Origin of the sequence: Pseudomonas sp. TH34, from assembly GCF_016650865.1 — a bacterium.
Lineage (GTDB): Bacteria > Pseudomonadota > Gammaproteobacteria > Pseudomonadales > Pseudomonadaceae > Aquipseudomonas > Aquipseudomonas yamanorum.
This window is the reverse complement of the sequence record NZ_JAEKFB010000035.1, coordinates 464,612-477,360: the sequence shown is the minus strand read 5'-3', so window position 1 is coordinate 477,360 and position 12,749 is coordinate 464,612. Positions and strand designations below refer to the sequence as shown.

12 protein-coding genes are annotated in these 12,749 nt (G+C 59.9%); 5 read left to right on the top strand and 7 right to left on the bottom strand.

The genetic code is table 11. The annotated features are described in order from the left end of the window. Window positions 1–68 precede the first annotated feature (68 nt). A complete protein-coding gene (hslO, locus tag JFU58_RS31450; protein ID WP_063033585.1) occupies window positions 69–971 on the top strand; it encodes an Hsp33 family molecular chaperone HslO in 903 nt (300 codons plus the stop codon). Between the two features lie 179 nt (window positions 972–1,150). Next, window positions 1,151–2,692 (top strand): phosphoenolpyruvate carboxykinase, encoded by a 1,542-nt coding sequence (locus JFU58_RS31445; protein WP_093202870.1) that lies wholly within the window; start codon window positions 1,151–1,153, stop codon window positions 2,690–2,692. Window positions 2,693–2,749: 57 nt separating this feature from the next. Here the strand turns inward: JFU58_RS31445 and JFU58_RS31440 are convergent, their stop codons facing one another. The 4 genes from JFU58_RS31440 to JFU58_RS31425 form a co-directional block, all read right to left on the bottom strand. Next, window positions 2,750–3,601, bottom strand: a complete 852-nt coding sequence (locus JFU58_RS31440) for a DMT family transporter (RefSeq protein ID WP_093202865.1) — start codon at window positions 3,599–3,601, stop codon at window positions 2,750–2,752. A 113-nt stretch (window positions 3,602–3,714) separates the two neighbouring features. Beyond that, the gene (locus tag JFU58_RS31435; protein ID WP_201143069.1) at window positions 3,715–4,092 is read right to left on the bottom strand and encodes a DUF1493 family protein; all 378 of its coding nucleotides are present in this window, start codon (window positions 4,090–4,092) and stop codon (window positions 3,715–3,717) included. A gap of 209 nt (window positions 4,093–4,301) precedes the next feature. Beyond that, on the bottom strand, window positions 4,302–4,895 hold the full coding sequence (locus JFU58_RS31430; protein WP_063033582.1) for a putative adenosine monophosphate-protein transferase Fic: 594 nt from the start codon (window positions 4,893–4,895) through the stop codon (window positions 4,302–4,304). Then, entirely contained in the window at window positions 4,895–5,065 is a 171-nt protein-coding gene (locus JFU58_RS31425; protein ID WP_017478120.1) for a YhfG family protein, read from the bottom strand. Before JFU58_RS31425 ends, JFU58_RS31430 begins: the two co-directional genes overlap by 1 nt. 209 nt (window positions 5,066–5,274) lie before the next feature. Here JFU58_RS31425 and JFU58_RS31420 point away from each other — a divergent pair, with 209 nt between their 5' ends. From JFU58_RS31420 to JFU58_RS31410, 3 genes are all read left to right on the top strand, one after another. Continuing rightward, entirely contained in the window at window positions 5,275–7,212 is a 1,938-nt protein-coding gene (locus JFU58_RS31420) for a RecQ family ATP-dependent DNA helicase (protein ID WP_177071058.1), read from the top strand. Between the two features lie 114 nt (window positions 7,213–7,326). Further along, window positions 7,327–8,184: a M15 family metallopeptidase gene (locus tag JFU58_RS31415; RefSeq protein WP_177071059.1), complete on the top strand. Its 858-nt coding sequence runs from the start codon at window positions 7,327–7,329 to the stop codon at window positions 8,182–8,184. Window positions 8,185–8,244: 60 nt separating this feature from the next. Next, a complete protein-coding gene (locus tag JFU58_RS31410; RefSeq protein ID WP_063033579.1) occupies window positions 8,245–8,676 on the top strand; it encodes an acyl-CoA thioesterase in 432 nt (143 codons plus the stop codon). Between the two features lie 165 nt (window positions 8,677–8,841). Here JFU58_RS31410 and JFU58_RS31405 read toward each other — a convergent pair whose 3' ends face one another. From JFU58_RS31405 to fdhD, 3 genes are all read right to left on the bottom strand, one after another. After that, a complete protein-coding gene (locus tag JFU58_RS31405) occupies window positions 8,842–9,324 on the bottom strand; it encodes a glycine zipper domain-containing protein (protein ID WP_008435777.1) in 483 nt (160 codons plus the stop codon). A gap of 231 nt (window positions 9,325–9,555) precedes the next feature. Further along, window positions 9,556–11,904, bottom strand: coding sequence for an FdhF/YdeP family oxidoreductase (locus JFU58_RS31400; RefSeq protein ID WP_017478124.1), 2,349 nt, complete (start codon window positions 11,902–11,904; stop codon window positions 9,556–9,558). After that, on the bottom strand, window positions 11,901–12,740 hold the full coding sequence (fdhD, locus tag JFU58_RS31395) for a formate dehydrogenase accessory sulfurtransferase FdhD (protein ID WP_017478125.1): 840 nt from the start codon (window positions 12,738–12,740) through the stop codon (window positions 11,901–11,903). The genes JFU58_RS31400 and fdhD overlap by 4 nt, the downstream gene beginning before the upstream one ends. Window positions 12,741–12,749 lie beyond the last annotated feature (9 nt).

Sequence of the window (12,749 nt, the reverse complement as noted above, 5' to 3'; positions counted from 1 at the left end):
ATGGTGCTAAAGCGTGTAATTCTATAAACGTTGTCATCTTTTTGTCATCAATTCAGATACCCAGACCTATGACTGATCTACCGGATACCGACTTCACCCAACGCTTCATCTTCGATGACAGCGACGCCCGTGGCGAACTGGTCGCCCTGGAGCGCAGCTATGCCGAAGTCCTCGCCAAGCACCCCTATCCGGAGCCGGTCGCGCAATTGCTCGGCGAGCTGATGGCGGCTGCCTCGCTGCTGGTGGGCACCCTGAAGTTCGATGGCTTGCTGATCCTGCAGGCCCGTTCCGAAGGCCCGATCCCGCTGCTGATGATCGAATGCTCCAGCGAGCGTGAAATCCGTGGCCTGGCCCGATACGACGCGGACCGGATCGCTCCCGATGCCACCCTGGCTGACCTGATGCCTGACGGCGTGCTGGCACTGACTGTCGACCCGACTGAAGGCCAGCGTTACCAAGGCATCGTCGACCTCGATGGCGAAACCCTGTCCGACTGCTTCACCAACTATTTCGTGATGTCCCAGCAAGTCGGCACCCGCTTCTGGCTGAACGCCGACGGCAAGCGCGCCCGTGGCCTGTTGCTGCAACAATTGCCGGCCGACCGTATCAAGGATGAAGAAGACCGTGCCGACAGCTGGGCCCATATCACCGCCCTGGCCGGTACCTTGAAAGCCGAAGAACTGCTGGGCCTGGACAACGAAACCATTCTGCACCGCCTCTACCACGAAGAGGCCGTGCGCCTGTTCGACGTGCAATCCCTGCACTTCCACTGCAGTTGCTCCCGCGAGCGTTCGGCCACTGCCCTGGTCAGCCTGGGTCTGGAAGATGCGCAGGCCCTGGTGGTGGAACACGGTGGCAACATCGAGATCGACTGCCAGTTCTGCAACCAGCGCTACCTGTTCGACGCCGCCGATATTGCTCAATTATTCGCCGGCGCGGGCGTAGACACCCCTTCAGGCACCCGCCACTAAAACGTTTAAGCACAGGTAAATCACCTGACAAACGCCGGATTTCCGCCGTTCTGACCGGAGGGCCCTACTCTTTTTGGGCTTTTCTGGCATAATCCGGCCCACTTTTTTCGCGGTAGTAGTGCGCAACTTTCTACTACAAAACGTTTGGAGCACTCGGCCACTGGCCGACGGGGAACCTCATGACGCAAGCCAATAACGCCGTATACACCGATCTGAGTGTTGACGATCTGGTCAAAGAAGCCCTGCAGCGCGGTGAAGGCGTGCTTGCCGATACCGGCGCGCTGGTCGTAGAAACCGGTCATCGTACCGGCCGTTCGCCAGTCGACCGCTTCATTGTTGAAGAGCCTTCCACCCAGGCTGCCATTGCCTGGGGCCCGATCAACCGCAAGTTCCCGGCCGACAAGTTCGATGCCCTGTGGGCTCGCGTCGAGGCATTCAACAACGCGCAAGAGCATTTCGTTTCCCACGTTCACGTAGGGGCTGCAGAAGACCACTACCTGGCCGTGAAAATGACCACCCAGACTGCCTGGCAGAACCTGTTCGGTCGTTGCCTGTTCATCAACCCGGCCCAGTACAACCCCGCCGGTCGTGAAGAGTGGCAAGTGCTCAACGTAGCCAACTTCGAATGCGTGCCAGAGCGTGACGGCACCAACTCCGACGGTTGCGTGATCCTTAACTTTGCCCAGAAAAAAGTGCTGATCGCCGGCATGCGTTACGCCGGTGAGATGAAAAAAGCCATGTTCTCGGTGCAGAACTTCCTGCTGCCGGCCTCCGACGTACTGCCGATGCACTGCGCCGCCAACATCGGCGAAGCAGGCGACGTGACCCTGTTCTTCGGCCTGTCGGGCACGGGTAAAACCACCCTGTCCGCCGACGAAAGCCGCTACCTGATCGGCGACGACGAACACGGCTGGGGCGAAGGCGTTGTGTTCAACATCGAAGGCGGTTGCTATGCCAAGTGCATCGACCTGTCCGAGAAGAACGAGCCGGTTATCTGGAAAGCCATCAAGCACGGCGCCGTGCTGGAAAACGTCGTCATCGATGACGCCAAGCACGCCGACTACGCTGACGTCAGCCTGACCCAGAACAGCCGCGCCGCCTACCCGCTGGAACACGTTGCCAAGCGCTCCGAGAAAAACTTCGGTGGCGAGCCAAACGCCGTGATCTTCCTGACCTGCGACCTGACCGGCGTACTGCCGCCAGTCTCGATCCTCAGCGAAGAACAAGCGGCCTACCACTTCCTGTCCGGTTACACCGCACTGGTGGGCTCGACCGAAATGGGTTCGGGCGCCGGCATCAAGTCGACCTTCTCCACCTGCTTCGGCGCACCGTTCTTCCCGCGCCCGGCTGGCGAATACGCAGAACTGCTGATCAAGCGCATCCGCGGCTTCGGCTCCAAGGTTTACCTGGTCAACACCGGCTGGACCGGCGGCGGCTACGGCGTTGGCAAGCGCTTCAACATCCCGACCACCCGTGGCGTGATTGCAGCGATCCAGAGCGGTGCGTTGATTGGTGCCGAGACCGAGCACCTCGACACCATCAACCTGGACGTGCCATTGGCTGTACCGGGCGTCGAGACTGGCCTGCTGAACCCACGTAACACCTGGGCTGACAAGGCTGCTTACGATGAAGCCGCCAAGGCGCTGGCGGGTCTGTTCGTTGAGAACTTCAAGAAGTTTGAAGTGAGCGATGCGATCAAGGCTGCGGGTCCGAAGTTGTAAGATTCGGCCGTTGTGAAAAAGCCGCCCCTTGTGGGCGGCTTTTTTGTGGGCGAAGAATTAGTCGACGAGGTGCAATACCACAGCTCCGACCAACACCAGCACCACACCGGTTATTTGCACTGCCGACAGTCGTTCCTTGAAAAATACAAACCCCAGGATCGCGGCGATCCCGCCGGATAAGGTACTGATCACGGTTACTACCGAAACCGATCCCGCCATTGCACCCCACGAGAATGCCGAGAATCCACCCAGGTTCATCACGCTCGCGCCGGTCAGCGTTGCGCAGTTTTTCAGCGGCGGGATTTTCAGGCCGTCTTTGACTTTGAGCACCATCAACACCAATACGCATAGCCCTACCAGGTAACCCAGCCAAAGCATCGTGACCGGGCCAAGTGTCGGCAGGGTGTAACGACCCTGCACCCAAAAACTGGTGCCGTAGAGCAACGCTGCGAGCATCGCGTAGCCGATCGAGCTGCTGGAGTTGTTGTGAGGCACGCCGTTGTCCTTGTGGATGCTGGAGAGGATCACACCCACCACGCACAAGGCGATGCAGCCTAGCTGGCTCAGGCTGATGTGTTCGCCGCTGGCCCATGACAGCAACGTAGTCACCACGCCGTAGGACGTCACCAGAGGCGCAACGATGGCCGCTTTGCCCAGAGCGAAGGCCTTGGACAGTGCGAGGGCGCCGGAGACGGTCAGCAGCGCTGCTGCGGCGCCCAGGAGCCAGACACTCAAAGGCGCTGCGAGGGATTTGACGAGGAAGGCCGGGAATATGACCAGCAGCAGGGTCATGATCAGGAAGCCCAGGGCCTGGCCGAAGTACACCGCGCGTTTGACGCCGACGGCTCGGGCGTTGAGGCCGACGAGGAAGTCCGTGCCGCCCCAGAGCAGGGCGGCCAGCAGGCCCATTAGTACGTCCATGTAAGGTCCTTGTTATTTTTTGAAGGCTGCGCTGTATTGGCTTATAGGTGTGTGACTGTTCGGGCCTCATCGCGGGCAAGCCCGGCTCCCACATTAGATCTTTAGCGTGTTTGAGGTGTGTGTTCGCTCAGGTTTTCCAGGGTTTGAGTGTCCCAGCGGTGTGTCTTGATCGCGAGGTAAAGCATGCCGATGGTCAGCGGGATTTTGTCGCCGCGGCCTTTGGCTCGGTGTTTCAGGAATACGTCGAAGGCGGGAGGTTGGAAGTAACGATAAGCGTCGAAGTCGTTCAGGTCTACGGCGAAGTCTTGTTCCAGCGCTTCCATGAATTGATTGGCTTCGGCGCCGTCGCAACCCAGGTCCAGGTTGATGGCCGTTTCAAGGCGCAGCGTCTTATGTTCAGGCAGGCCAATTTCTTCATGCAGCAGTTGCAAGAGCTGTTGCATGGCAAGGTCTTCAGGAAAGTTGGGGGCCAGGTTCATGGTGGTTACGCGTGAGTGGGCAGGGCGACTGACTTTATCGATCGAACCATGATCCTTCAAACGAAACAGTTCAAATGTGGGAGCCGGGCTTGCCCGCGATGGCGGTGTGTCAGTGGTAGAAGTGTTTTCTGACACACCGCTATCGCAGGCAAGCCAGCTCCCACATTTTTAGCTGTGTGGTTGCTCGGGTGGTGTTCGCTTGACGGCGGCTAGCGCGGGGTACTGATACACCGCTCGAAAATCGCCTCCAACCCCCGGTAATCACACGCCACCGCGTCGATATTCGCCGGTATCCACGCCGCGTTCTTCACCAGCCACCAATTCACCGAAAACCCGGCGTTGACGATGATCTGCTCGAACAGAATCCGCTGCGCCCGGCCGTTCCCTTCGCGAAACGGGTGGATCACGTTGAGGTCGCCATAGGCCTCGGCAATTTGCGTCACCAACTCTGCCTGCGTCACCCCGACAAACCAGTTGGCCTGCGCCATGTGCTGGATGATCTTGCTCGCCTCAGGCGGGATACGCTCCGGTGTGCAGAACAGCGTGTCGCCTTTCTGGATGTTGACCGTACGCAGTTCCCCGGCCCATTCGTAGATGTCCCCGAACAGGGTGCGGTGGATGTGTTGCAGGCGTTCAAGGTCGTAGGGCGGCGGATACAGCGGAAGGCTGCCGACGGCAATTTCAGACAATTCCCGTTCGGCCTGATGCAGGCGTTCTTCGTCGAACAAATCGAGGCGGTTGCGCAGGACGCTGCTACCGGGGTAGCAGTACGGGTCCTGGCCCACACCATATTTGTCGAGCATCAGCGTGGGGTGTTGCGGTACTTGGCGAGGACGGCTTCGCGGGTCGGCAGGGGTTTGTCGACATCGGCGGGCTGGGTGTCGAACCCCTCCAGGCGCAGGCTGGCCAGGTAGTTGGAACGGCGGATCTTGTGGTAGTGATCCTGCTTTTGCTCAAACGTCAGTTCGGCCATGACAGCGTCCTCTCGGTGCGAAGCTTGATTGTAGCGCAATGAGTTTCGAGATGCGTCCTGCGTAAAGGTGGAACGTTTCTTACGGGTGCCTACTCCACTTCCCAGGCTGTGTATCATCCAGACTCTTTTTTCCTTGCGACCTTTCTCGATTCGCTGAATGCGCTGGTCTATGTTTTGGGCTCGTTCAGCGGTCAATGGAGTGACAGCTTATGCACAACACCCTCCAACAGGTCTTTGGTTATCCACAGTTTCGTTTGGGCCAGGAGGCGGTGGTCAGTGCCGTGCTGGCCGGTCGTTCGGCGGCGGCGATTTTCCCCACCGGTTCCGGCAAGTCCCTGTGTTATCAACTTTCCGCCGTGTTGCTGCCGCACCTGACGCTGGTGGTGTCGCCGTTGCTGGCGCTGATGCAGGACCAGTTGGGTTTCCTGCAGCGCCACGGTATCTCGGCGGGCAGCATCGACTCGGCCCAGAGCCGCGATGATGCCAATGACGTCATGGCCCGGGCGCGTTCGGGCGAGCTGAAGATCCTGATGGTTTCCGTGGAGCGCTTGAAGAACGAGCGCTTTCGCAACTTCCTGCAAAGCGTGCCGATCTCGCTGCTGGTGGTGGATGAGGCTCACTGTATTTCCGAATGGGGCCATAACTTTCGCCCGGACTACCTGAAGCTGCCGGATTACCAACGCCAGTTCCGCATCCCCCAGGCGCTGCTGCTGACCGCCACGGCGACGCCCAAGGTGATCGCTGACATGCAGGCCAAGTTCGCCATTGCACCTGACAATGTGATCACCACCGGGTTCTACCGCTCCAACCTCAACCTGCTGGTTGAGCCCGTCAGTGGCCAGGACAAGCGACGACGGCTGGTGACGTGGATGCAGGAGCGAGCCAATCAGCCAAGCATCGTCTACGTCACGCTGCAAAAAACCGCGGAGCAGATTGCCGAGCATTTGAATCGCAATGGAATCCAGGCCGAGGCTTATCACGCGGGCCTGGCTCACGATAAGCGTGAGGGCATTCAGAAGCGGTTCATGGGGGGCCAGTCCAATTGCATCGTCGCCACCATTGCCTTCGGCATGGGCATCGACAAGAGCGATATCCGCAACGTGGTGCACTTCGACCTGCCCAAATCCATCGAGAACTACAGCCAGGAAATCGGCCGTGCCGGGCGTGATGGGCAGCCGTCTGAGTGTCTGGTTCTGGCCAACCGCGACAGCCTGAATATCCTGGAAAACTTTGTGTACGGCGATACGCCGGAACAGGAAGGTATTCGCCGAGTCCTGGAGGAAATAAAGGCGGTCCGTGCCGATGGACAGTGGGAGTTTATGCTCCGGTCACTGTCGGATCACAGCAACATCCGTGAACTACCGCTGAAGACCTTGCTCGTGCAGCTTGAACTCAAGGCTGTGATTGCGCCGCGCTACGCGTTTTATGCCGAATACCGCTTCAAGTATTTGATTGAACCAGAGGCATTGCTGGCGCGTTTTACCGGCGAGCGGCAGCAGTTTGTCGAAGCGATTATCCAGGTCTGCAAACGGGCGAAAACCTGGGCGACGGTGGACTTCGACGCGCTGTATCAACAGCACCAGGCCGAGCGCAGCCGGGTGGTGAAGGCCCTGGATTACTTTCAGGAACAAGGCCTGATCGAGATGGAAAGCCGGCAGATGACCGAGGTCTACGCCCTGCTGAATACCGACTTCGATCCACAGGCGCTGAGCACGGAGTTATACACAGGCTTCAAGCAGCATGAGGTGACGGAGGTGGCGCGGATTCACGCCATGCTGGATCTGTTCGCGACACAGGAGTGCCTGGGTTACCGCCTGGCGCATTACTTCGGTGATGAAAACGCGCCCCGGCAGTGCGGGCACTGCTCGGTATGCCACGGTAACGTCGCCCACTTGCCGGCGCCGCCGAGCTTGCCGCCGCTTGTGGATAAAAACTTTCTCGCGCTTTGCGGCGAATTTATCCACAGCCACCATGAGTACAGCGGCGACTTGCCAAGCGCGGAGCGGCTGACACGGTTTTTATGCGGTCTCAGCGTGCCGTTGTTTACCAAGCTGAAGGCACGAGGGATTCCAGGTTTCGCGGTACTGGAGGAGTATCCCTATGCAGAGGTTCGTGAATGGGCGGAGGCAGGGTTGGAGGCACTCTGATTTCCGGTCTGGAAGGTCGCGCTTTCCCTTCCAGTGGCAGACGCCGCCGACAGTCGGACCGTGCCCGCAGGTGAGAAGGTTTGATGCTCCACTTCTTCTGCAAAGGAATTGCCCATGGCTTTTGGTTTTTCTCGTGGTGTTGTCCCCGGTGTCTTGCTGCTCGCCGGGTTGCTGGTCGCACAAGGCACGCTGGCCTCGGTCATCCCGTTGAGCGTGAATGACTGTCGGCAGATGCAGCTTCGCAACACCATCACCGCCGCCAATCCATTGCCCTGCGCACGCCTGGCGCGGGTGACGTTCAGCTACGTGGACTTTGGCGGAGTGCTGCATAACAACGGGCAGCTTGTGGTGCTGGATGCCATCGCGCCCCATGTGGAGGAAATCTTCAGGCAGTTGCTGCAACGTCGGTTCCCGGTGCATCAGGCGGTCAGGCTGGAAACCTATCGAGGCAATGACAAGGTCTCGATGGCCCGCAACAATACCAGTGGTTTTAATGGGCGGCAGGTCAGTGGCGCTTCGGGGTGGTCGCTGCACGCCTACGGCGCCGCAATTGACCTTAACCCTCTGCAAAACCCATTCGTTTTGTTCGGGCGTAACCCACGAGGTGAATTCACCGGCCAGGCCACTGTTGAGCCCAAGGCAAGTACCGCGACTGCCGTTAACCGCCTGGATGCTCGCCCCGGCAAGCCGGCGCGCCCGGGTCGGGCGGAAGAGGTGATTGACCTGTTTGCCGAGCACGGCTTTTTGACCTGGGGTGGCTATTGGGATTTTCCGCTGGATTACCAACACTTCCAGATCGGCCGGCGTTCGTTCGTGGAGTATCTGGCGCGTGTTACGCCACAGCAGGCCAGCGCCGCAGTCGAGGCCTATATCAGCGCCTATCACCAGTGCCTGCAGCAATCGGCCGAGACGGATCAAACACTCAAGCGTATGGCGTGCGTCCAGCAAACGATTGAGCAAAGCCCAACCTAGGCTTGCGGGTCATGCTTGAACCCAGTATCAAGAGAGCCTCTTCTTGCCCGGGTTTTACCGATGACCAACGCCATGCCACAACGCGCCGATTACCGCCACTTCCAGCCGATCATCACGCGCTGGCACGACAACGATGTATATGGCCATGTGAATAACGTCACCTACTACAGCTTCTTCGACACGGCGGTGAATACCTACCTGATCGAGCAGGGCGGGTTGGATATTCATGATGGCGAAGTGGTTGGGTTTGTGGTGAGTTCGGCGTGCGACTACTTCGCCTCGATTGCCTTTCCGGACCGCATTGAGATCGGCCTGCGGGTGGGCAAGTTGGGCAACAGTTCGGTGCAGTATGAGTTGGCGGTGTTCAAGGCAGGCGAAGAGGACGCCTGCGCAGCGGGGAGGTTTGTGCATGTGTTTGTGGATCGGGCGTCGAACCAGCCGGTGGCGATTCCGGGGATATTGCGCGAGGCGTTACAGCGATTGGTGGTCTGAATACGATCTGCGAAACAATGAAAATCAAATGTGTGAGCGGGCTTGCTCGCGAAGGCGGTGGATCAGCCAATACATCCGGCGACTGACCCAGCGCTTTCGCGAGCAAGTCGAATCGTCGCACCGCCGCTCCCACATTAAATCCGCTGTGTTCTTTTGATTCGCGTGTTACCGGTGGTGGCGATAGTGATGCTTGTTCTTGCGATGCCCATAAGCATGGCCGCGCCCGCGATGGTCGTCGCGGTCATAGCGGCGGTTATCGCGCCCGCGGTAACGACGATCATCGTCATCGCTCTTATTGCCCATGTAGTTGCCCAGCGCGCCACCAGCGCCACCGCCGGCGGCTGCGCCGATCAGGCTGCCGGTGCTGCCGCCGACACTGCGGCCTACAACGTTACCGCCGGCTGCGCCCAATGCGCCGCCAATGGCAGCTTCGCCGCGGCTGCGCTTGTCTGCGCCGACCGCACTGCCGCCTGCGCCGCCAAGAGCCGCACCGATGGCTGAACCGGTGTTACCGCCCAGTTGCTGACCTACGACCGAACCTAGAACCCCGCCCAATGCGCCGCCCACACCGGCTTCGGTGGTGCCACCGGCCATGGCTGCGCCGCTGACCAGGCCAAGGGACAACAAGAGAATCGAGGAGAACTTCATAGAGGAACCTCAAGAGGATGACGGCGCGATCCTGAGGTTGTATCGAGACGGTGACAATCGAAACCCGACCAGTGGTATGGGTTGTATACAATTCTCTAAGTTGCTGTTTTTTATAGGGAACTTAAGTTGTTTTTGCGAGTCTTTATTTACTTCTGAACGGCCGCTTTTATGCAAAAGCGGCCTTTTTTGTGCCTGTAAAAAACGCGGGTGCTGTCTGTGGCGAGGTGTCGCTTAGGCCGACTTCGCCATGATCAAGCCGGTTGCACTCGCTGCTTCCAGGCGGATCGCCACAAACTTCGAGGTTGGCGTATGGCTGCCATCCCCAGTGCTTTCCAGCGGCACCAGCGGATTCACTTCCGGGTAATAAGCTGCAGCCTGCCCCGCCGGAATATCAAACGCCAGCAAGGTAAAGCCCTTCACCCGACGCTCACGGCCGTCATCCCAGATCGACACGATGTCAGCCTTCTGTCCTGGCTTGAAGCCCAGGCGGATGATGTCGGCTTCGTTGACGAACAACACATCCCGTTGACCCTTGACCCCGCGATAGCGGTCGTCCAGGCCATAAATGGTGGTGTTGTACTGATCGTGGGAACGCATCGACTGCATGATCAGGTCCGGCAATTGCCCGGTGTTGCGGGTGCGTTCGTGCACCAGGTCCTTGGGCAGGACGTTCGGGCGGAAGTTGGCACGGCCCGACGGGGTGTTCCAGCGACGTGCACCGGCCGAGTTGCCCAGGTAGAAACCGCCCGGGTTTTTCAGGCGTTCGTTGAAGTCCTTGAAGCCCGGAATGGTGTCGGCGATCAGGTCGCGAATGCGGTCGTAATCGGCCACCAGCCAGTTCCAGTCCACCGGCTTACTGCCCAAGGTAGCGGCGGCAATGCCCGCCAGAATCGCAGGCTCGGATTTCATCTGTTTCGACAATGGCTGCAGCTGGCCGTTGGAGGCATGGACCATGCTGAAGGAATCTTCCACGGTCACCGCTTGCGGGCCTTCGGCCTGGATGTCGATGTCGGTACGGCCCAGGCATGGCAGGATCAACGCGTCCTTGCCGTGCATCAGGTGGCTGCGGTTGAGCTTGGTGCTGATCTGCACGGTCAGGTCGCAATTGCGCAGTGCTTCAAAGGTGCGCGGGCTGTCCGGCGTGGCTTGGGCAAAGTTGCCACCCAGGCCGATAAATACCTTGGAGCGGCCTTCGAGCATGGCGTGAATTGCTTCCACCACGTTGTGGCCATTGTCCCGCGGTACCTGGAACTGGAAGCGACGCTCCAGGGAGTCGAGGAACGCCACCGGTGGCCGTTCGTTGATGCCCATGGTGCGGTCGCCCTGCACGTTACTGTGGCCACGCACCGGGCACAGGCCCGCGCCCGGGCGGCCGATGTTGCCGCGCAGCAGCATCAGGTTGGCGATTTCCTGGATGGTCGGCACCGAGTGGCGATGTTGGGTGATGCCCATCGCCCAGCACATGATCACGTTCTTGCCTTTGGCGTACATGCGCGCCGCTTGCTCGATCTCCACCAGGGTCAGGCCGGACTGCTCGACGATCTCATCCCATGAGGTGTCGTCGATCTTGCCCAGGTAATCCAGCACGTTGGCGGTGTGTTCATTAAGGAAGTCGTGGTCGAACACGGCCTCTTTGCCTTCGGCCTGGGCCTGGCGTTCCCACAGCAGCAGGAACTTGGCCATGCCCCGCAGGATGGCCATGTCGCCTCCCAGCGCCGGGCGGAAGTAGGCAGTGTTGGTTGGTTTGTCGCCGTTGGTGAGCATTTCCAGCGGGTGTTGCGGGTGCTGGAAACGCTCCAGGCCACGCTCTTTCAGCGGGTTGATGCACACCACCTGGGCGCCGCGTTTTACCGCCTCACGTAATGGCTCGAGCATACGTGGATGGTTGGTGCCGGGGTTCTGGCCCCAGACGAAAATCGCGTCCGCATGCTCGAAGTCATCGAAGGTTACGGTGCCTTTGCCCACGCCCACGCTTTGCGCCAGGGCGACGCCGCTGGCTTCGTGGCACATGTTCGAGCAGTCCGGGAAGTTGTTGGTGCCGTAGGCACGCACGAACAGTTGATACAGGTAAGCCGCCTCGTTGCTGGCCCGGCCCGAGGTATAGAACTCGGCCATGTCCGGGTTTGGCAGCGCATTGAGGTGCTTGCCGATCAGGTCGAAAGCCGATTCCCAGCTGATGGGCTTGTAACGGTCGGTTTCGGCGTCGTAGCTCATCGGCTCGGTCAGGCGGCCCTGATATTCCAGCCAGTAGTCGCTCTGCTCCAGCAGCGCGCTGACGCTGTGCTTGGCGAAGAAGGCCGCGTCGACCCGACGCTTGGTGGCTTCCCAGTTGACTGCCTTGGCGCCGTTCTCGCAGAACTTGACCATGCCGCTTTCCGGCGAATCACCCCAAGCGCAGCCCGGGCAGTCGAAGCCGCCGTTCTGGTTGGTCTTGAGCATCATGCGGATGTTTTTCAGCGCGTTGTCGCTGGTCAGCCAGGCTTGCGCCACGCTGATCAGGGCGCCCCAGCCACCCGCCGGGCCTTTGTAGGGCTTGTAGCGCGGGGTGGGTTTGTCGTCGGCTTGATGATGAGTGCTCACGCTTGATTCTCCATCGCAGGGCTATAGACCCGCGGCGCACTTTTCTGCGGCAGGTGGATGAGATTGAGGTTGTGCCGGCGGGCCCATTGCAAGGCCAGGCCGGTGGGCGACGACAGGCTGACCAAGGTCTGGATGCCTGCGCGCAATACTTTCTGGATCAGCTCGAGGCTGCAGCGGCTGGTGACAATCGCCAGGCCGCCGTCGGTCGGAATCTTTTGGCGGATCAGTGCCCCGATCAGCTTGTCGAGGGCGTTATGCCGGCCGATGTCTTCACGGCCCAGCAGCAATTCGCCCTGATTGTTCATGAAGACTGCCGCATGCACTGCGCCGCTGTACTGGCCCAGCGGTTGAAACGCGCTGATGCGTTGGCGCAGGCCATCCAGCCATTCGGCGGGCGGCAGGGGCGCGCCGGGCAGCACCTTGAGGTCGGGCAGCGCTTGCTCCACGGCTTCTACGCCGCACAGTCCACAGCCGCTGGTGCCAGCCAGTTGCCGGCGCTGCTGCTTCATATTCCAGAAGGCGCGGCTGGAAATCTGCACCTGGGCGTATTGGGTCGAACCCGAGCCGCTGATTTTCAGGTCATAAATGTCGCTAACATCTTCGATAATGCCGCTACCGATGCTGAAGCCGACAATGAAGTCTTCAAGGTCAGTTGGCGTCACCAGCATCACCGCTTGGCTGATGTCGTTATAGGCAATCGCCAACGCCACTTCCTCGGCGAGCGCGGTGCTGGCCGATTCGGTGTGTTCGAGATTACAAAACTGGTAGCTCTGGCTGGCGGCGGGCGCGGGCGTTTCGAGGGCGGGCGCCGCGCAGACTGGGCGCTGGGCGTTCATTGGGCATTA